Origin of the sequence: Blautia sp. An81 (genome assembly GCF_002161285.1) — a bacterium.
GTDB lineage: Bacteria > Bacillota > Clostridia > Lachnospirales > Lachnospiraceae > Blautia > Blautia ornithocaccae.
Genome location: NZ_NFHH01000002.1, coordinates 197,196 through 216,614, shown reverse-complemented (window position 1 = coordinate 216,614; position 19,419 = coordinate 197,196). Strand labels below are relative to the sequence as shown.

General features: G+C 44.3%; 24 protein-coding genes and 1 pseudogene. 9 read left to right on the top strand and 16 right to left on the bottom strand.

Annotated elements, in window-relative coordinates; genetic code table 11:
• Positions 1 to 51 precede the first annotated feature (51 nt).
• The 8 genes from B5G33_RS02990 to B5G33_RS02955 all read left to right on the top strand — a co-directional run bounded on the left by B5G33_RS02990 (position 52) and on the right by B5G33_RS02955 (position 4,147).
• On the top strand, positions 52 to 741 hold the full coding sequence (locus B5G33_RS02990; protein ID WP_204247327.1) for a DUF3990 domain-containing protein: 690 nt from the start codon (positions 52 to 54) through the stop codon (positions 739 to 741).
• A gap of 3 nt (positions 742 to 744) precedes the next feature.
• Complete coding sequence (locus B5G33_RS02985) at positions 745 to 993, top strand: hypothetical protein (protein ID WP_054353166.1); 249 nt, start codon at positions 745 to 747, stop codon at positions 991 to 993.
• A 77-nt stretch (positions 994 to 1,070) separates the two neighbouring features.
• On the top strand, positions 1,071 to 1,577 hold the full coding sequence (locus B5G33_RS02980) for an NADAR family protein (protein ID WP_087163006.1): 507 nt from the start codon (positions 1,071 to 1,073) through the stop codon (positions 1,575 to 1,577).
• On the top strand, positions 1,574 to 1,966 hold the full coding sequence (locus B5G33_RS02975; RefSeq protein ID WP_158229571.1) for a DUF4262 domain-containing protein: 393 nt from the start codon (positions 1,574 to 1,576) through the stop codon (positions 1,964 to 1,966). The genes B5G33_RS02980 and B5G33_RS02975 overlap by 4 nt, the downstream gene beginning before the upstream one ends.
• 8 nt (positions 1,967 to 1,974) lie before the next feature.
• Positions 1,975 to 2,421 carry an LPD11 domain-containing protein gene (locus tag B5G33_RS02970; protein WP_087416682.1) on the top strand — a complete coding sequence of 149 codons (447 nt, stop codon included), beginning with the start codon at positions 1,975 to 1,977 and terminating at the stop codon, positions 2,419 to 2,421.
• A 66-nt stretch (positions 2,422 to 2,487) separates the two neighbouring features.
• A complete protein-coding gene (locus B5G33_RS02965; RefSeq protein WP_087416681.1) occupies positions 2,488 to 3,219 on the top strand; it encodes a YodL domain-containing protein in 732 nt (243 codons plus the stop codon).
• Between the two features lie 19 nt (positions 3,220 to 3,238).
• Positions 3,239 to 3,907 carry a macro domain-containing protein gene (locus B5G33_RS02960; protein ID WP_158229570.1) on the top strand — a complete coding sequence of 223 codons (669 nt, stop codon included), beginning with the start codon at positions 3,239 to 3,241 and terminating at the stop codon, positions 3,905 to 3,907.
• Positions 3,908 to 3,913: 6 nt separating this feature from the next.
• Positions 3,914 to 4,147, top strand: coding sequence for a hypothetical protein (locus B5G33_RS02955; RefSeq protein WP_087416679.1), 234 nt, complete (start codon positions 3,914 to 3,916; stop codon positions 4,145 to 4,147).
• Positions 4,148 to 4,184: 37 nt separating this feature from the next.
• On the opposite strand, the gene B5G33_RS22710 is transcribed toward B5G33_RS02955, so the two are convergent.
• The 9 genes and pseudogenes from B5G33_RS22710 to B5G33_RS02910 form a co-directional block, all read right to left on the bottom strand.
• Positions 4,185 to 4,340 carry a helix-turn-helix domain-containing protein gene (locus tag B5G33_RS22710; protein ID WP_087416678.1) on the bottom strand — a complete coding sequence of 52 codons (156 nt, stop codon included), beginning with the start codon at positions 4,338 to 4,340 and terminating at the stop codon, positions 4,185 to 4,187.
• 81 nt (positions 4,341 to 4,421) lie between these two features.
• Positions 4,422 to 5,072 (bottom strand): ABC transporter ATP-binding protein, encoded by a 651-nt coding sequence (locus B5G33_RS02945; protein ID WP_087416677.1) that lies wholly within the window; start codon positions 5,070 to 5,072, stop codon positions 4,422 to 4,424.
• Between the two features lie 2 nt (positions 5,073 to 5,074).
• Positions 5,075 to 7,039, bottom strand: coding sequence for a hypothetical protein (locus tag B5G33_RS02940; protein ID WP_087416676.1), 1,965 nt, complete (start codon positions 7,037 to 7,039; stop codon positions 5,075 to 5,077).
• Positions 7,040 to 7,128: 89 nt separating this feature from the next.
• Positions 7,129 to 7,355 (bottom strand): annotated as a pseudogene (locus B5G33_RS02935) (helix-turn-helix domain-containing protein).
• A 119-nt stretch (positions 7,356 to 7,474) separates the two neighbouring features.
• Positions 7,475 to 8,689 carry an ATP-binding protein gene (locus B5G33_RS02930; protein ID WP_242974459.1) on the bottom strand — a complete coding sequence of 405 codons (1,215 nt, stop codon included), beginning with the start codon at positions 8,687 to 8,689 and terminating at the stop codon, positions 7,475 to 7,477.
• A gap of 104 nt (positions 8,690 to 8,793) precedes the next feature.
• Positions 8,794 to 9,639 carry a tyrosine-type recombinase/integrase gene (locus B5G33_RS02925; protein ID WP_087416674.1) on the bottom strand — a complete coding sequence of 282 codons (846 nt, stop codon included), beginning with the start codon at positions 9,637 to 9,639 and terminating at the stop codon, positions 8,794 to 8,796.
• 243 nt (positions 9,640 to 9,882) lie between these two features.
• Positions 9,883 to 10,368: a hypothetical protein gene (locus B5G33_RS02920; RefSeq protein WP_087416673.1), complete on the bottom strand. Its 486-nt coding sequence runs from the start codon at positions 10,366 to 10,368 to the stop codon at positions 9,883 to 9,885.
• Positions 10,365 to 10,670 (bottom strand): hypothetical protein, encoded by a 306-nt coding sequence (locus tag B5G33_RS02915; protein ID WP_087200876.1) that lies wholly within the window; start codon positions 10,668 to 10,670, stop codon positions 10,365 to 10,367. The genes B5G33_RS02920 and B5G33_RS02915 overlap by 4 nt, the downstream gene beginning before the upstream one ends.
• Before the next feature lie 19 nt (positions 10,671 to 10,689).
• Positions 10,690 to 10,920, bottom strand: a complete 231-nt coding sequence (locus B5G33_RS02910) for a DUF5348 domain-containing protein (protein WP_087162982.1) — start codon at positions 10,918 to 10,920, stop codon at positions 10,690 to 10,692.
• Positions 10,921 to 11,388: 468 nt separating this feature from the next.
• Here B5G33_RS02910 and B5G33_RS02905 point away from each other — a divergent pair, with 468 nt between their 5' ends.
• Complete coding sequence (locus tag B5G33_RS02905; protein ID WP_087416672.1) at positions 11,389 to 12,234, top strand: hypothetical protein; 846 nt, start codon at positions 11,389 to 11,391, stop codon at positions 12,232 to 12,234.
• An 82-nt stretch (positions 12,235 to 12,316) separates the two neighbouring features.
• On the opposite strand, the gene B5G33_RS02900 is transcribed toward B5G33_RS02905, so the two are convergent.
• Genes B5G33_RS02900 through B5G33_RS02870 form a run of 7 tightly spaced genes read right to left on the bottom strand, consistent with a single transcriptional unit; the run spans position 12,317 to position 19,384 of the window.
• On the bottom strand, positions 12,317 to 12,721 hold the full coding sequence (locus B5G33_RS02900) for a winged helix-turn-helix domain-containing protein (protein ID WP_087416671.1): 405 nt from the start codon (positions 12,719 to 12,721) through the stop codon (positions 12,317 to 12,319).
• Positions 12,711 to 13,100 carry a metal-dependent transcriptional regulator gene (locus B5G33_RS02895; RefSeq protein WP_087416670.1) on the bottom strand — a complete coding sequence of 130 codons (390 nt, stop codon included), beginning with the start codon at positions 13,098 to 13,100 and terminating at the stop codon, positions 12,711 to 12,713. The genes B5G33_RS02900 and B5G33_RS02895 overlap by 11 nt, the downstream gene beginning before the upstream one ends.
• A 12-nt stretch (positions 13,101 to 13,112) precedes the next feature.
• Positions 13,113 to 14,822 (bottom strand): ABC transporter ATP-binding protein, encoded by a 1,710-nt coding sequence (locus tag B5G33_RS02890; RefSeq protein WP_087416669.1) that lies wholly within the window; start codon positions 14,820 to 14,822, stop codon positions 13,113 to 13,115.
• On the bottom strand, positions 14,815 to 16,578 hold the full coding sequence (locus tag B5G33_RS02885) for an ABC transporter ATP-binding protein (protein ID WP_087416668.1): 1,764 nt from the start codon (positions 16,576 to 16,578) through the stop codon (positions 14,815 to 14,817). Before B5G33_RS02885 ends, B5G33_RS02890 begins: the two co-directional genes overlap by 8 nt.
• A 3-nt stretch (positions 16,579 to 16,581) precedes the next feature.
• Positions 16,582 to 18,054, bottom strand: a complete 1,473-nt coding sequence (locus tag B5G33_RS02880) for an ABC transporter ATP-binding protein (RefSeq protein WP_087416667.1) — start codon at positions 18,052 to 18,054, stop codon at positions 16,582 to 16,584.
• Positions 18,051 to 18,776 (bottom strand): energy-coupling factor transporter transmembrane component T, encoded by a 726-nt coding sequence (locus B5G33_RS02875; protein ID WP_087416666.1) that lies wholly within the window; start codon positions 18,774 to 18,776, stop codon positions 18,051 to 18,053. Before B5G33_RS02875 ends, B5G33_RS02880 begins: the two co-directional genes overlap by 4 nt.
• Positions 18,773 to 19,384 (bottom strand): MptD family putative ECF transporter S component, encoded by a 612-nt coding sequence (locus B5G33_RS02870; RefSeq protein ID WP_087416665.1) that lies wholly within the window; start codon positions 19,382 to 19,384, stop codon positions 18,773 to 18,775. The genes B5G33_RS02875 and B5G33_RS02870 overlap by 4 nt, the downstream gene beginning before the upstream one ends.
• Positions 19,385 to 19,419: the final 35 nt, after the last annotated feature.

Genomic DNA, 19,419 nt, shown 5'->3' with positions numbered 1-19,419 from the left:
ACATCCCGTTTCCTTTGGGTATAATAGAGGCAAATGGAGGCAATGATGAGTATGAGTATTCAATCCGATGTGGAAATCTTATCTGTACAAGCAGTCGAGTATTACGCACAAAAGCATCATCTGTCTGAGGGGGACGTCTTTGATCTTTTCTGTAAGCATCAGGTTTTTGAAAAAATCCTGATACAGCACGAAATGCTTCATCAATTAGATATAGAAGAGACTTTTCAATATGTGGAGGAAATCATCAAAGAAAATGCTCCGGAACTGGTGCTTTACCACGGTTCCAACATCGCATTTGATGAGATTGACCTGGGAAAATCCCATAATCGCCGTGACTTTGGCCGGGGATTTTACTGTACCGTCTTGGAAAGCCAGGCGGAGGAATGGGCCAAACGTCTTTATCTGCGCTCCCACAAAGGCGGCAGATATGTTTACCGTTACCTGTTCCACCAGACAGAGGACCTGAAGATCAAGCACTTTGCTGCTCTGGATCGGGAGTGGCTGGAGTTTATCAAAGAAAACCGCACGAAAGGCGGCATCCAGCACGCTTATGATGTGGTCGTAGGGCCTGTTGCAGACGACAATACAATGGAGACTGTGCAGTTATACCTGTCAGGTATTTTAAAAGCCGAGGAAGCAGTGGAAAGGCTTCGCTATAATAAAGTCAACAACCAGGTGTCTTTCCATACGCCCCTTGCCCTGGAGCACCTGACGCTGGAATCCCGAAGGGAGGTTTCGTAAACTATGGAAGGAAAATATTTTTTCAATAACAAAGATATCACGATGAACCTGTGTATCCAGATCCGGGATGTGATCGACATCATCAAGGAACGGAGCCATCTTTCTTTCCAAGATGCCGCCGGAGCCTTTTACCATTCTAAGACGTATCAGGCTCTGCAGAATACCGAGAATACGCTTTGGGCGGAGTCAGCGGGCTATATCGCAGACCGGTTCTACGAAGAACAGGAACAAAAAGAATTACAGACAAACTGAAGATTTAAGCACTTTGTTTAAGAAGGGAACTACCTATAGGATAGGCGGTTCCTTTTTTTGTGCGGAAAGGAATGTGCATGAAATCCAATGATCAACCAAAAGAAACTATCCATAAACAAACTCACAGGAATGTCATCTCCTCTTTTACAGGAAAATACGCATTTCTCAGTAATTTTTATCCGGCTCCTGTTACCTACATGGGGCAGACCTACGCCAATAATGAAGCAGCTTTCCAGGCGCAGAAGACCTGCTGTGCAAAAGAGCAGCAGCAATTCTCTATTTTCCGCCTGCACAATCCGGCAGAAGCCAAAAAGCGTGGAAAGAACCTCACGCTGCGCCCGGACTGGGATAAGGTAAAGATTTCCCTGATGTATGAAATCTGTATGTGTAAATTCATGCAGAACCCAAAGCTGCGGGATGCCCTGCTTGCCACAGGAAACAGTCTTCTCATAGAAGGCAATACCTGGGGCGATTACTTCTGGGGCAAGGTCAACGGCCACGGAGAAAACCAGTTAGGGCTTATCCTTATGGATGTACGAGAAAAGCTGAAATGGAGCCTGGAAATGGAGGACGAAACAGCATGAGTGGTCTTTGGAAATGGAACAAAAAAGAACGATATAAGATTATTTGTGACATAACAGAAAAAGAATTTCCTCTTAATAATGTGCATACCGAAGGAATGAACCGGTATCAGCATCCAGAGTTCCAGGTGATTCTGAAGCTGCCTCCTGCTTTAATCCATTACCTTTTAAAAGAACTGATGAAAAAAGTGGCAGATGGGAAACAGTTTCAATCCGGAGATCTGGTGGAGGATTTACTTCCCCATGTCCCGATTCGTCTGGACACTTATCAGATGTACGGCCAAGAGGTTCTACGAGTCATAATTCCGGATAAAAGAGGTCGCTTCCCGGAAGATGAAAAATGTGATTTCTGGTTTAAGTTGCAGGCAGCCCATATTTTTGAGAAGGAGTGACAAAAATTATGAAAGAGAAAAAATCGACGGTCTTGACGCTGAAATTCATCGGCATAGATGATTTTTCTTGTCCAACTTATGAGGATCAGTACGGACAGTTCTGGAAAGACCTTAACCTGGGGAAATCCGAAACCCCGGACTTATATTCTACTACGAGGAACGACCTGGATGGGGAACCAGTATCCCACATCCAGCAGGAATATACCTTTGAGCCAGAACCGTTCCGAAGATCCCCGTATGAGTTCCAGTATATGATGTTAAGCCGGATGCAGCGTGACTGCGAATATTTTCTCGGCTACGGGAACCGGAGCGTTACCATCTTATCCGAAAGTGATCCCCAGCATCATATTGACCGTATGAAAGAATTGTGGAAGGAGCTTCCTGCTGACGGGAAACCGGAATGGCTGACCTGGGAGCAGCTCCTGAACTATGAAAAAGAATTGTGTAACGAATAACCATAATGATTACGAAGGATCTTCCAACCAGGGAGGTCCTTCTTTTGCAAAGGAGGACGATACCTTATGAAAATAACGATCTATCAGATCATCCCGGAATTGGATCAGGACCGGCTGATGTTTATGCCCCTTTCCTATTTTCAAAAAGCCGGGTATCCATCACCGCCTGCAGAAATTTATGAATCCGTATTCTGCGGAGAAACGGAAGTCGCCACGCTGGAAGAAATCTACCGGATATTCAACCGCAAAGATGAAGCGGATGCCCGCTATTTGGAAAAGATCGGTTTCACCGGACATTCCATGTCAGTCTCTGACATTCTGGAAATACAGCACTCACCGGGAGAAAGCCGTTTCTATTTCTGTGATACATTTGGTTTTTCTCAAATAGCATTTCAGAAGGAAAACGCCATGCTGCCAGTTCAGAACCATGACAATATCCCTTTTGAGCAGGTCAATCGGTCCAAGCCAGGTTATCTGGCCTATATGGATAACGGGGGAATTTCTATTCATCCCTGTATCCAGGTCCAGCTCCAACGCTGCAAATACAGTCAATGCCAGCTCGGATACCGGCTCCGTTACCGGGAGAAGGAAGGGTTATCTGCACGGCAGAAAGAATTTCTGGAACGTCCTGTCGTCCTTCTGTTCGAGGATACGCAAGGGCCGGCTCCGGAAGATTTATGGTATCACAGCCCTAAACCTTCGGTTTGGATTTCCCGGCACCCGGCGCACAGCCCGCTAAACCTGAAGCTGGTGGAAGAATGGTGCCAGAGCCAAAATGTAACCTATGAATATCTTTAAAAACAAATGGAGGAAATCTATGATCAAAGAAAGGAAAGGGGATCTGCTTCGTTCTGATGCTGCCATTATCGCCCACCAGGTCAACTGCCAGGGTGTTATGGGGGCAGGCGTAGCCAGGCAGATCCGGCATCGTATTTTGACGGCAGAACAGTATCGAGCATATCAGCAGATTTGCAGGAAGAATAAAGAGGAACTTTTAGGATTCTGCTCTTTGATGCTGCGGATGGATACCGGCGCCACTCAGTATGTGGCACATCTGTTTGCCGAGAATATTCCCACAGGCAGAGGATTAGATACCGATTATGCAGCACTGAGACAGAGCCTGACTGCCATGATGTTCCTGGCAGCACAGCGGGAATTGTCGCAGATTGCCATTCCCGGTTATCTGGGATGCGGGCTTGCAGGCGGCGACTGGGAGACGGTCTACAGCCGTATCCTCATCCCCCTGTTTTCCGAGTCTTGCTTTACCCTTACCATCCTGTACCTGCCGGACAGCATCCGGCGTCTCTGGACAGAATTTGGAGACATCCCTATGAACCCGGAAACAGAATGTATTGAGCAAGCCTGGCACGGATTTTCAGCTGGAACACACCGGGAAGAAATCTGGCACTGGTTTGAAGAGACATTTCAGATCAGCGTGGCGGAAGCTCTTATGTACTCAGGCAATCCGAATAGAATAATGAGGTGATCGAATATGAAAGAAAAGATAAAATGCAGTGATTGTGAATTTTGCAATTCCTTTCGTCCCTACGGTAACATCCGGGCTTCTTTTCGCTGTCAGCATCCGGATCAGCATTATATTTTAGATTATTTTCAGGAACATAGAATGTCGAAAGCTCCCGGATTCCTGGATTATGGAAAGGCCTGGTCCGATGAGGTTCCGCTAAAGACCTCTCCGGCATGGTGTCCGAAGAAGAAAAGCAAATAACAAATGACTTGGAGCCGCCCTCAAGGACGGCTCCTTTCTATGTTTCCGGATCGAATTTGTAGCCTACACCCCAGACAGTCCGAATGTATTGCCTGTCAGTATACTCCCGAAACTTCTTCCGGATGCTGTAAATCATACACTCAACCTTGGCATCCACACTTACAGGGATGTCATCCCAGACTGCATCGTGGATTTATTCTCTTGTAAGTAGCTAATCATCCGTACCTACTTACCTTGTAATATACAATCAGCTTTATCCTTCTTTTTAAATGTCTTACCTATATTTTTCTACATCTATTACTCTAGAAAAATAGTCGCACAAGTTCAGATTGTGAGTTACCATGATTATGGTAATTCCTCTTTCATTCAATTTTTTTAAAAGCGACATCACTATTGCTTCGTTATCTTTATCAAGTCCAGAGGTTGGTTCATCAGCTAATATGATTTTACTTCCTTGTAAAATCAACTTAATAATAGCAACACGTTGTTGTTCACCTCCACTTAACTGATATATTTTTTTGTTGAGCATTTCGCTCAAACCAAACTGTTTTAAATACTTATTGACTCTCTTTAGTTTTTCTCCCTTGCTCATTTTTTTGTATTCAAGAGCCAATTTTAAATTCCATAATACACTTTCATCTTCTACCAACCCGTAATTTTGAAAAAGATAACCTATGGTATGTCGCCTTAGGAGCATAGCGTTTTTACTTTTCATGGACAAATTTTTGTAATTGCCAATCGCTATCGTTCCCGCCGATATATCAGTAATCAGCCCGATGATATTTAGAAGTGTTGTTTTGCCTGCACCGCTTTTTCCAATGAGACCAACAAATTCTCCTTGGTCTATCTCTAAAGACAAATCATTAAATAAAACTTGGTTTTTCCCATATTCCTTTTTAATATTTTTCAATACAATCAATGACATACTTATGCCCCCTTTTCGATTTCATATAAAGCCTTTCTGATATAAGCCTTATATAGCAATTCACAAAACAGGAAGTCCAGCAGCATGATTGCAAAAAAACATACAAAGTAATAATTTATTGCAGTCAGGGCTACTGATACGATTATTTCTATTGCCAAAACAATATAACGGCTCTTTAGTATTTTTAAATGAGAAAAGCCCATAATCTCTTTTAAAGCATATCGTTTCCGGTTAACAAAAACATCTACATAATTTGAAATATATAAGATAAACACCAGTGAAACCACAAATACAATAGCGAACATCGTAAGGGTTTTAAGTACAAACGTTACGCTTTCTAATCGTGTTAAATACGGAGTCAACAATGTTCCTGCCACGACTAACTGTGCCAGATCATATTTAATTAACAGGGCAGAGAACTCTTCTCTTGATTGTACTGAAAAGAACAAACTTCTATTATTTAAAGAATCTAAATAATAAAGGCCTCCAAAATCTCCTGTATCGACAATGATAATACCGCCAGTTATATCCGAAAAGCCTTCCTCTGTATTGACCTTTATAGTAGAATTATCATCAATATAAACAATATTAAAATCGTTTGTACGTGTTTCTTCTTGTATCCCGTAATTTTGATTATAGTTCAGCAACAAATCATATTCTCCGACAAGATGTTCTTTTATAAGGCTTTCGTCATTTTTATACATATCAGGAATCAATACAGTTGGTGTGGCAAAAGCACTTTCGTCTAATGAAGTTCCGTCTACGTGTATATTTGCAAATTCTTTTAAATAGTTTTCGTTTGCAATTATAGTTTGCTGCACATAATATGGACGAGACTCACCAAATGGCCCTTGCGCTTCACTGCTACCGGCATAATCACATAACAATGCGTGATGGTTATTATACAGTTCTAACATCGAATTAGAATATTCTTCAAATCGTTCTGGATTTTCTAACGCATAATCATGTTCTGCTGAATTAAACCCGTTGGCCGTATAATATCCATCAAGATATTTATAATCTAAAACCGCCTGTTGACTTTTCGTAAATTCCCCGCTTTGTTCAAGCAAAGAGATGATAGTAATAGCAATTACAACAGAAAACGCAACTTTTATAAACTGGACAATCACATTGGTACTTTTGTTTAATGTTCTATTTTTTATCATTGCTTCCAAACGAACAAATTTTATTAAAACGCTCGTAAGAAGCAAACAAAACACATTTACAACTAAGATAATTCCAAAGAAGAATATGCTCATAATCAAGTAGGAAAAATCAAAGCGGTTTGTAAAAGCGTAATACAAATTCAATACAGCCAACAAGGCAAAACACACAAGAGAGTAATACCTTACTATGCTGATGATCTGTTCTTTCAATATACGCAAGGTGGAAAAACCCATACTCTTTTTGATGCCGATTCTTTTTAAACTATAAGATGTATAAATACCGTATATTATCAGAATGACAATGAATAAAATGAGAAAATTAAAAAGATTTAATTCTAATATCATACTATACGGAATAGATTCATCTTCATATTTGATTATTTGTGTAGATAATTGCGTTGCGAGCTGACTTATTTCTTCATCAGATAAATCTGTGTAAAAGACACCGACACTATCCAAAAAATCCTCTTTTGTGAGTTTGTAAAACTGCAATTCGATTGTGCTGGATACGGGTTGCTTTTGTGAAAATTCATCAATGGGATAACAATATAAATCATAAACAGATTTATCTGTCGTAGTAAGTGTATTGTTTATGATTTCTAACTTGTTGTTTGGATAATTCTCAATGAATGTATTGTAAAATTGATTGAGTATTTCCGGAGATGGTTCTTCAAGCATATAACCACTTAAATTATCAGCGGCAATATTGTTTTTTTCATATATATTATAGATTGAGCTATTGAAAATGTATGCGAATAGCAATATCTCAAGGAAAACGAAAATCTTCAAAAAGTTTTTCATACGCTGTATCCCCCTCAAAAAAACGATGTCCTTCTTAATATTATAGCAGTACGCCTTAAATTTCTACTATCATAAGTCTTAAAAGTTTTTTAATATTGATCGCTTTCGTTGATTTCATCCTGCTCCAACTCAATCACATCCAAAATGCCACAATTCAGGGCTTCGCAGATACGAACCAGCGTTTCCATGCTGATATTCGTGCTTTGCCCATATTGGCAATCATATTCGTGGTAAGACCGGAGAAAATCCGCAAGTCCTCGTTCTTCATATTGCGCTCAATCAACGTCTGCCAGAGAGGTTTATAGCTTATGTGCATTTATCCTCCTGCCTTTTCCCCGAATGGTATTCGTATAAATACTCACTAACAGGTCAGCCTAATTCCCCCATAAATGACGACTCGGAGCCGCCCTCACGGACGGCTCCTTTTTTGCTGATTTATATATCTTTCCCATCCAGCAGAAAGTCAATGATATTATAATGGACAATTCCCTTCCTGCTCAGATCAACGATGTCGCTGCTGATCACATATTTGGGATAGTTGTCATCGATCTTCTCCAGATTTCCAAATTCTCTATCTATGCAGTCCTCTGACAATACATAGGCCACCTGGATATAGAGTTTCTTCTGTCCTTTGTAACATACAAAGTCAATTTCCTGGGTATCCAGTTTCCCTACCTTCACCTCATATCCCCGGTTTAACATTTCCAGATATACCACATTCTCCAGCAGCTTACTTGTGTCGATCTGCTCGCTGGTTTTGCTCACATTGCGAAGCCCGATGTCACCGGCATAATACTTTTCTGTGGATGCCAGGATGTTTTTCCCCTTAATATCATATCGTTCCGCTTTTGAGAGGATCATTCCAGCCTGCAGCTTATCAATATAATTCAGCACCGTGTCCACGGTGGTCGATTGCCCGGCGGATAGCAGGGATCGGCTGATCGAGCGTGCGGAAAACGGATTTCCGATGTTGTCCAGAAGAAATTCCAGAAGTTTCCTCAGCAGGCTCTCATTCCGGATTGCATACCTGGAGAGAATATCTTTCATCACAACAGAGTCATAGACATCCTCCAGATAGGTGCGGACAGAATGTTCATCCGGCAACACCAGGCGCATCGGCAGACCGCCATATTTCAGGTAATCCGTAAAAAGCTGTTCCCTGGTGTATGGGAGGCCATTGACCTCATAAAATTCCTGTATCTCCGACAACACAAAGGGATACACATGGAAAGAAACATACCTTCCGGCCATATTGGTCGCCAGTTCCCCGGACAGCAGCTTGCTGTTAGAGCCTGTCACATAGATATCACAGTCAAAATCAATCCGGAAGGATGGGATGACTGAGTGCCACTCCTTCACATGCTGGATCTCGTCAAAAAAGAGATATACTTTTCCCTCCGCCTGCTCTGCCCGTTCCATGACGTACTGATAGAAGTTATCCGCATCCTCCAGCCTTTTAAAACGCCGGGACTCGAAGTTGATCTCTATGATATTTTCCTCTGAAACGCCCCGCTGCAAAAGGACATCCCGGATCTGGGAGAGCAGGATCGTCTTTCCACTTCTTCTAAGGCCAATCAATACCTTGATCAGATCCTGGTCAATGAATGGACGTATCTTATTCAAATACAAATTTCGTCTTATCATCTCCATACATTCCACGTCCTTCGTTAGTTTTGTCATTATTATACCTCACACTTTTATTATAATCAACTTATTGTCTGTTTATACAAAGGCAATTTTATTCTTATAGTTACTTACAGCAGGTTCGATTTCTCCTTCATCTGTTCCCGGCTCGTATTGGTATAGATCAGCGTTGTCCGCTCGCTGGCATGGCCGGCCTGATTTGCGACTTCCGCAATCGTATATCCCATCTCCAGGGCATGAGAGCAGAAATAATGCCGGAGCTTGTGCGGGGTAATCCGGTCCGAACACTGATTGAAAAATCGGTTCACACTGCTGCGGTGGAGTTTTCCACCATTCCGGCTGACAAACAGATACTCAGACTGGGAGTTTCTTACTTTCAAATACTCCCGGACTGCATGGATGATCTTGTCATTGATGAATACGATCCGCTGCTTATTGCCTTTTCCAGTCACCAGCAGTTCCCTTGCCTGAAAGTCAATATCTGTCAGGCCGATGCTGATACACTCACTGACACGCAGGCCGGCATATGCAAGGATCACCGCAATCGCATAGTTTCTCTTTCCGGTATCCACAAGTACCTTCTGGAGAAACGCCTCCACATCTTTCTTTTCTATTTCCGCCGGGCTTGCAATTTCCTGCTGGAATTTCAGCCGGTCCTCTACCGTGATGACCAGATCTTTCTGAACTCCAATCTGCACCAGGAACTCATTAAAGCTGGTCAAAGAAGAAAGTTTCGTATCAATGCTTTTGAATTTCAACTTCTTGATGTTCTGCAGGTATGAGCGAAAATCCAAAATGTTGGTATGGTAAAGCAGCGTCGGTGCCTCCCCGAAGGTATCCATATACCACCGGTAATATTCATTTACATGACCGCTATAGGTCTTAATGGTATTCTCTGACTTGCCCCGTTCTCTCAGGAACTTTTTATAATCATCCAGTAATGGCACAATTCTCATTCCTCTCTGCGATTATGTTGCGCTCACTTCTCCGTAAGATGTGTGTAATTATGTTGCGTCCAGATAGGATTTCTTTTGTCTTTCATGCCTCCAACACAACATAATTGCTATTATGTTGCGTTCAGAAAATGGCACGGTTCTGACACGCTTCCTATATATATTCCATACGTTTCACAGCATAAAAACGCAAAAAGGACAGCAGATTTTTTCCGCTGTCCGATCTGGATGATTTCAGGGGGCAGCTTAGGTGCCGCTCACCCTTTTGAAAATCAGCTTCCCGTCCTTTACCTCAACGGTGAAGCGCTGGGCTGGTTTGGACTGTTTCTTCCGTCTCTGACATCCAAGCAGTTCTTCGTTCCTCAAATATTCACACCGGAAGTCATTTAGATGATAATACCCCCAATATATGTGGAATAAATGTATATAATACTCCTTCTTCCGTGTGAAGATGAAATCAGAGTCCCTGTTGATAGAATTTAGAAGACTCCTCAGCTGTCTGGTGATCCGATAAGGATTGCCATGCCGGTTCGTATAAGGTTTTCCATATTTGGCAGAGATCTTTAAAACATTCCTCCCGGAAAGGTCACTTTTCCGCAGCTTTATCGCATCCCCTATCCGAATCGGCATCTGGTACATCAACCCGATTAACGCTGCTTTTTCCAGTTCCCCTTCCGCAATGAATTGTTTCATCAGCTGCTTCCCCATTTTTGCTTTTTCATAGGAAATCATCCACCATCTTCTCCTTTCCTGACAGCTTCCAGGATTTTCTCTCCCTGCTGTACAAACACCTGCTTTTCCGGTTCTTTTTCATATATCTTCCAGAGCCGCTGATGCAGAGCTTCCAAATTCCTGACATCTCCCTGTGTGTTATTTGCCAGCATCCGGAGAAAAGGGAAGATCATCGTATGCCGGATATTCTTCCCAGCCAATACAGACTTCTGTTCCTGTCCATACACTTCATAGAGGCATCCCAGGATAATATCCGGATCCGTGATAAACTTGATCTCAGGTTTCACCCATTCCTTTTTCATGTTCGCCCTCCTGACAAGATTATTCGTACCAATCCGCCCGGACTGTCAGGCCGTCCAGCCGGATCTTCGGAACTCCCACAAGATACCAATCATCATCCATTTCAATCCGAACCGGCACCCAGTCTCCATCCATCTCCACATCAAAGCAGTCCCCACAATGCAGACCGCCGTAATAGCTTCCGTTTCCAAAGTAGATGTCATACCTCCCAGATTCCCGGTCATAGCATAAAACGCCTTTTTTCTTTACCATAGTAATTTCCTCCTGTATTTTTACTTTTCATAAGAATAATAGGGCTGCATTTTCGCAGAGTGGATGATTTTCTGTTTGTTCTACTAAAACTTCCCTTAACGCTTCATATGGCTCTGTTACTTATTTCATACGTATGGGATGCGTAAATAGCAACTTTTATTGAAAAAATCCGAACCAAACTATATTTTGTTGTATTTTTGTTTGACACATACCATATATGGTAATATACTTATTTTGTAATCATTATTTGTGTTTATCCGGAAAAGGATATGCTGTTTAGGTTTGTAATCAGTCAGAGGGATATTCTGCCACCAGGGCAGTACCTTCTGGCTTTTTTTATTTTGCAGAGATTTCTGTATGAAGTTTGAGAATGAGCACCCGGCATCATTCTCTTTTTTTATGCCTGAAAGCAGGAGAGGAGGATTGAATTAAATTTCCGGAGGAACACCCACAAGAAAGGAGAAAAGAATGGATTTAGAATTTAGTATTGTATTATTTGAAAATGAAGGTTATGCGACAGCAAGAGGGGATAAAGGGGTACAGGATATTCTGGCAACCAAAACCGATTCCGGATATATCAAGGAGGGCACCTTTCCCATAATTATCACATTATATCAATCTTGCTGGAAATGGTGGATCAGTCCAAAGCACCAGAAAATCGATTTTTCTATGTTCTCTGCTGATTCCTGGCTTGACAGACCTTTACGGAAGAACAAACCTATCCAACAAAGAATAATTGCCGCACTGGAGGATTGGCAGAAAAAATACTTACGGGCAAATGAGACAATCAAGATGATCAGCAGCGGTAAGCATATTTTGTATCACTGTAACGTAACGAACGTTTGTGGAGATGCAGAAATCTATTGTTTTGATTCTGTCATAAATTCTATGTCTGATCACGCTCAGGCAGAGTTGATCACAGGGAACTCTTTGATTCGATATGCTTGTGGAAACGTTCAGATTCAAAATCTGGCTGACCATTCCATAATCTGTGAATTGTGTGGAAATGCAGTCGTCCATAAGATGAAAGGCATTTCGCTTATTCGTAGTGTATATGAAAACAGCCATATACATAATATGTTGGACAACGCCCATATTCTGCGCCTGAATGGGAATGCACGGATTGGAACAATGGGCGGACAAACAATCGTTGACCGGGCATCTGGTCGATCAGGCATTGAAAACGTTTCATGTGGCTGCGTTGTCCTGGGCTATTCCCATGACGTTCAGATTAAAAAAATCGAAGCCGGATCGGTAGTCCTTCCTCTTCATGTGGATGGCTACTATCGCCCGACTTTGCCGTTCCCAGAATAAAAATGTTGTAAATATCTTATGAATGAACTCAAGGGACGCTGTGTAAAAAGCAGCGCCCCTTGATGGTTATAACGATTATTATTTATGCAATCTCAAACCGATACCCGACACCATATACGGTATCAAGATACCGGGGGTGCCGTGGTTCCTTCTCCAGCTTCTTCCGCAGGCCGCTGATCAGACAGTAGGCACTGCTGTACATTTCTTCCCCTACATCCGTTTCTCCATAGATCATACGACAGATCTGAGCATAGGTATACACACGTCCCGGATGTCTGGCCATGACTGCGAGGACATCAAATTCCCTGGCAGTCAGCAATACCTCCTTTTCCTCCACCATGACCTTACGCTGGAGCGTATCCAGGAAAAATCCCGGATATCGGATCTGCTGCGGCTCCATAAAGATTTTCACACCTTCCAGAGTCTGGAGTTTTCTCTTGATACAGCAGATCTCCGGCAACCGTTCCTCTGGAAATTCAATCACCATTTGTCTCTTCAGGGTGCCCCAGCTCCTTCCATCTCTTCAGTTTCTGGAAGCTCTGCTCACTGATGTCATGCTCGATCCTGCAGGCTTCCTGTTCTGCAGTGGCATCCTCCACACCTGCCTCAATCAGCCAGTTTTTAAAATAGCAGTGCCGTTCATAGATTGCCTCAGCCGTCTCCCGGCCTGTTTCAGTTAAGTGAAGGAAATGGTCCTCATCTTTAACCAGGAAGCCGCCTTGCTCCAAAATAGAAACCGCGTGGCATACACTGGGCTTTTTCACACCCAGATGCTGAGACACATCAACAGATCGAACCATGCCTTTTTTCTGCTGCAGGACAAAGATAGCCTCCAGATAATCTTCTCCGGATTCATGAAGTTTCATTGGCACCTCCAATCATGCTGAAATTTTTTGTTCTGCGTTCCACATAGCCGCATACTTTCCGCCTTTAGCCAGCAATTCATCGTGAGTACCGGCTTCAGCAATCTTTCCGTCAGATACCACAAGGATCTGATCTGCATTTTTGACAATGGAAAGGGTATGAGCAATCATTACCACAGTCTTTTTCTCTTTCAGCAGATTGGCGATGGCCTGCTTTACGGCAAGCTCGTTCTCGATATCAAGGGACGCTGTTGCTTCATCCAAAAGCAGGATCGGGCTGTTTTTCAGGATAGCGCGGGCGATGGAAATCCGCTGACGCTCACCGCCAGAGAGAAGGTTTCCGTTCTCGCCGGTCGGCGTATCGTATCCCTTTTCCATCTTGCGAATGAAACCGTCACAATTAGCCTCCCGGCAAGCAGCCTCGATTTCCTCGTCCGTGGCATTGGGGCGGGCGTGCCGGATATTGTCCCGGATGGTATCGTCAAAGAGAAATACATCCTGGTCTACCATAGAGATTTGTTCCAGTACACGCTCTGCGGCCACATGGTTAATCGGTTTGCCGCCGATTGAAATGGTTCCTCCATTCGCCTCGTAGTATTTTGCAATCAGGTTCAGAATGGTGGATTTGCCGGAACCGGAGTCCCCGACAATGGCAGTGAGCTTCTGGTCTGGCACCGTAAAGGTGGCGTGTTTCAGCACCGGCTCTCCGGGTACATACGAGAAGTCCACACTGTCGAAGGTGATTTCATGGGTGGCCGTTTGAAGCGGCTCCATACTGCCAGTTTCCTCTGGTTCGTTCATCACACCCAGGATTTTGTTTTTGGAAATCATCAGGTTCTTATAACTTGTCAGGTCTACAAAAATAGAGTTTGCCAGCTTTGCACAGAACAAAGGCAGCATACAGATCAGAAGATAAGATACGGTATCCAGTGTTCCGGCAGCCCAGGGCGCATAAGCTGTCCAGATAACAAGCGGGCAGGACAGCCAGCTTAAAATGCCAAATCCAGCGCCGATAGGAAGGACTTTCGCTTCATACACAAAGCTGATCCGGCAGAACTCCCGCATGGCGCCTATAACGGTTTTATTCTTCAAACCACCTACGCCATAGGCCCGGAAAGTTTGAATACCAGACACATACTCCACAATGCTGCTGACATTCTCCGCACAAATATCATTCTTTTCTTTACCATACTTCCGAACCATACGGAAGGAAAGCCACAGTCCGGGGATCAAAAGCAGGTCGGCAATCAGCAGGATAATTCCGGCAGGCACATAAATGGTCATCACAAAAATAATCAGCATGAGCGAAAGTGCAAAACTCTTTGCCAGATCACCGATCTTATGGGTCAGGATTTTTTCATAGTTGTTTACATCGCTTGTGATGGTATTGATATAATCGCCGGTCTGTCCCTGGGTAAACCGGGACAGCGGGATACGCTTCAAATGGTCGCCCATAAAAAGCCGAATGTTTTTGCTGACCTCTGCGCCGCCAATCTGCGCTTTGGTATAACCATAGCTGTAAATCAGAATACGAAGCAGGAAAATGACCGCAATTACACCAGTCAATATCAATGCCCGGTTCATGTCGAACTGTTCTGACCACAGAAACTGCATGACAGAGTAAAGAAGCATGAACAAACTGCCGGAGAGCAGCCCTTCCAGAACAGTACCGCCAACGCCAATATAAAAATTGCGGTTCTTTTTCAATACATCATGCTCACTCATGCTGCTCGCCTCCTTCCAACTGATAAGTAATATTCCGGGCTGTTTCGTAATCCTCCCACGCCTTCCGATAATAAGCATTGTTCTTTCGGACTTCCTCATGGGCTCCGACACAGGTAATTGTGTGATTTTCAACCACTGCTACACGCTCACACATCTTCAATGCGCTCAAACGATGGGCTACCACAATGACCGTCTTTCCCTTGCAGAGATTTTGAATGGCTTTGTCAATCTCCATCTGATTTTCCGGGTCAGAGGCGCTTGTGGCTTCGTCTAAAATCAAAATGGGGGCGTTCTTCAGGATAGCGCGGGCAATAGCAATCCGCTGTTTTTCACCGCCGGAGAAGCGAGAGCCGAAGCTGCCCACCTTCGTGTCATATCCATCTGGCAAAGACATGATGAAGTCATCAATCTGTGCCTCTTTTGCGGCAGCCCGCACTTCTTCCAACGTGGCGCCCGATCCCATGCGGATATTTTCCAAAACACTGTCACGGGTCAGGAAGGTCTTTTGAAACACAATGGCGACATTTTTTAGAATAGTATCATAATTGAGTTCCTTTACATTTTTCCCGCCAATCAGCACTTCGCCCTCCTGCACATCATAGAACCGAGAGATCAGCTCAATGACGGTACTTTTACCGGCACCAGACTGTCCCACAAGGGCCATGCGTTCACCATCTTTAATTTTCAGATTGACGCCTTGCAGTACATCGGTCTTGCCATCATAGGAAAAGCGAACATTCCGAAGTTCAATATCGTGATTTTGAGGAAAGTCCGTTCCACCCTCATAAATCGGAATATCCAGTATCCCTTTTGTCTTAGTAACAGCGTTCAGCACATTGGCAAAATTAGTACCCAGTTCCTGCAGAGGGCGGATTTCCGTCAGATACATAGAACCTACATAGACGAACAGCAAAAATGCGCTGGCTGCCAGCGAGCCTTTCAGGAAAAACATTCCGCCGATTGGAACCATCAAAAGCATCCCACATTCGATGATAACTACGAAAGCTGCATAAGGTGGCCCCATACGCCGGGAAGTTTCATTCCACATGGCATTTTCTTCCTGGATAGCGTCTGAAAACTTTTGAAACGATTTGCTTCCCATGTTATAGGCTTTAATCAATTTCATACCGCTGATGTACTCAATCATAACCGAGTTCAGTGTGGTAATGGAGCGATTGGCCCGTTCCATCAGGTCATCCGTATTGCGGAACATCATCCCCATTACAACAACAGCAAGGATCAGCGGAACCAGGGAAATCAATGCCAGAGGAATATTGACGGTCATCAGATAAATAAAGATGACTACCGGCCCAACCAGATAGCACACAAGGTCAGGAAGGTTATGAGCCAGGAACAGCTCCAGCTTTTCAATATCTTCATTCAGAACCGTTTTAATATCCCCGGTGCGCCGTTCATTCAAGGCCCCCAAAGGCGCTCTGGCCATGTGTTCTGCAACCATGCAGCGCACTTTGAAAAGAGCGCCATAGGCCCCTTTGTGGGCTGCTACGCCGGAACAGCCAAACAGGGCAAACCGCAAAGTTACCGCCACTGCAATCATTGCCACGGTCTGCACAACCAATTCCTGTGTGCAGGTATGATTGAATGTGGCGTCCATCAGCCGGTAAATCCCAATGTAAGGGACGATAATGCAAAGGCCGCTGACCGCCGATAGAAAAATCGCCAGGAACAGCCAGACTTTCTGCTCACCGGCCCAATGGAGCAGCAAAGCTACTCTGTTTTCTCTTTTCTGTTTCATAGATCACCTCTCCTTTCCATCTGAAACAGAGAACAGCTCTCTCAATTTCGGGAGGGCATCCATCACAACAGGTACATCATCTGGCATTTCGCCCTCGTCAAAATGCAGAACGCGGGAGCAGGTTCGGCAGACAAACTCAAAATCATGGGTAACGATGAAAATAACCTTTCCCATATCAGACAATCGCCGGATCAGCCCTGCCACCTGTGCCATACTGTCAAAATCCAGGCCGCTGGTCGGTTCATCAAATACCAGAAGATTTTTTCCGCAGATCATACTGACCGCCACAGCCACCCGCTGTTTTTGACCGCCTGACAGGGTGTTCGGGTGTCGTTCCCGGTAAGCGACAAGTCCCAATTCCTCCAATGTTTCCGTCACTAATTTCTGATTAGGATTGCGGATACCAAAGGAACATTCTGCCTCAACACTGTCAGCAAACAGTTCATAGTTTACATCCTGCATGACCATGTAAGACTGCTTCAGCCTTGCCTTTCGATCCATCGGCCTGCCATCCCACAGGAATTGTCCATCACAGTCCTTATGCAGTCCGCACAAAGCACGGGAGAAGGTCGTTTTGCCTGCTCCGTTATGACCAACTACGCCGATAACTTCTCCCTTTGCGGCAGAAAGGGCAATATGATGTAAAATCGTTCTCTTTTTGTAGTGGAGTGTTATATCTTGAAGTTCAAGTATGGGAGCTGAAACAGGCAGGCACTTCTGTGGGGGAAGTACCTCTGTCAAATCTACCGCCCGCAGCCCCATGTGTTCACGCTCGACTTCTGGCAGCTTGCGAAATTCCTCCGGCGTATAAATTTTTTTGATTTGCCCTTTTTCCAGATAAACAATGCGGTCTGCAAGTTCCATCAGGTAGTACAGCCGGTGTTCTGCAATTAAAATCGTTTTACCCTGGCTTTTTATCAGCCGCAGATGTTCCTTTAATTCCTGAATGGAAGTCATGTCCAGGTTAGAAGATGGCTCATCCAACAGATAAATTTCCGGGTTCATAGCGTAGACTGAAGCAAAAGCGATTTTCTGCTTTTCACCGCCGGACAATTCAAAAATATTTCTGCTCCGCAGCTTCTGGATATGCAGATCCTCTGTTGTCTGTTCTACCCTCTCGGCCAATTCCTGGGGAGGACGGGCCTCATTCTCAATACCGAAGGCAATCTCGCTGTCTGTGTCCACATTGAAAAATTGAGTCCGTGGATTTTGAAAGACCGAACCGACCTTAGCGGCAATTTGGTACATAGGCAGATTACTGATTTCCTGACCGTCTACCAATACACGACCATGAAGTTCCCCCTGATAAAACTGCGGGATCAATCCATTGACCAGGCGTGTAATCGTTGTTTTGCCACACCCACTGCGCCCACAGAACAGGACACATTCTCCATCTACAATTTTCAGATTGATGTCATGCAGGCCATCATGCTCCTGCCCATCATAAGAAAAGGATACATTTTCAAGTTCAATCAACCGATGACACCTCCCCGCACACACAATTCAAAAATCAGAAAAGCAACGGCAACCGTCATAATCATCCAATCAGCAATTCCGCACTTTATCTGAACAAGGCAGGTGCGTGGATTAGGATTTTCTATTCCACGGGTAACAGAAGCGATGGAAAGTTCATCTGCGGCTTTCGAGGCCGTCATCATTAACGGCACATAGATACACTCTACCGTCATTCCCGGATGGGATAGAAAGCCCCCCAAAGAAGGGGAAACATCTCTCATCCGCATAGCATCCTTGATATATCGCCAATCCTCCTGGATGGTCGGAATATAGCGCAGCATGACCGCCAACGGGATCACTAATTTCTTCGGCGCATGGACACGGTTCATCGCAGACAGAAACTCATTCACCTTTGTTGTGGAAAGCACAATTCCTGCCAACATCCCACAGGCATAGACCTTATGAAACAGACCTAAAAAGGCGATGAACATCGTCCGCAGCGTCCCTGTCATTTCAGCCATGATCCAGACCGTCAGAACGCAGATTACAGCATAGAAGCACACTGCCTTGATGACATATTTCCATTTTCCGAAGAATGTTCCCAATATCGCAATCAACACAACAAGTGCAAATTGGTATGCAAGGGAAGGGGCAAACATGGATGCCAAAACACAGATCAGGATAAGAAAGAGCTTGGTCCGTGGATCAAGCCAAAGCCCTTTCTTCCGGCGCTCACCGCTCATGCTGTGATCCCCGCCTTTTCGAACTGCTTTTTCAACATTTTGCAGCCTACAAAGGCACTGATTGCAGAAGTGATAATAGCTGCGGCAAACATGGCAATCAGGATGCCAGTGTTGGCGGTTGCCTGCATGGTGTCAATATAGCCCTGCTCGGTTCCGTTCCCCAGCATGGTCTGCGCCCAGCCGTTTGGATCAGCAAAGAAAACGATATACGATCCAGTACCGCCCAGGGAGAACAGTATGTAAGCCAAGCTGTTGAGCTTCTTGCTCTTATACTGTCCTGCGCCGGCAACAAAATCGGCAACCACTGCCATAATCAGATAGCCCAGCGCAAAAGCCCAGTGCATACCCGTAACGAACCAGATGATACAAATGACAACGCCCATGATGGAAAGGCTCCACCTCTTTTGAACCTTTGCGATCATCAGCAGAAAAACCGGCCCCGCAAGCAGACCGCTCCCGGCCGGCATAAAGAATGTAAGCACCGGGTTCGGGGCAAAAAAGATACCGCCTACCAGTACAAATACAAATACCAACGCAGTAAAAATACCAGTTGTTACAAGATCTTTTACGGTAAGACCTTTACCCATAGAATTTACTTGATTACTCATTTTTTCCTCCTACCTTTCGTTGTCTTGACTCGACA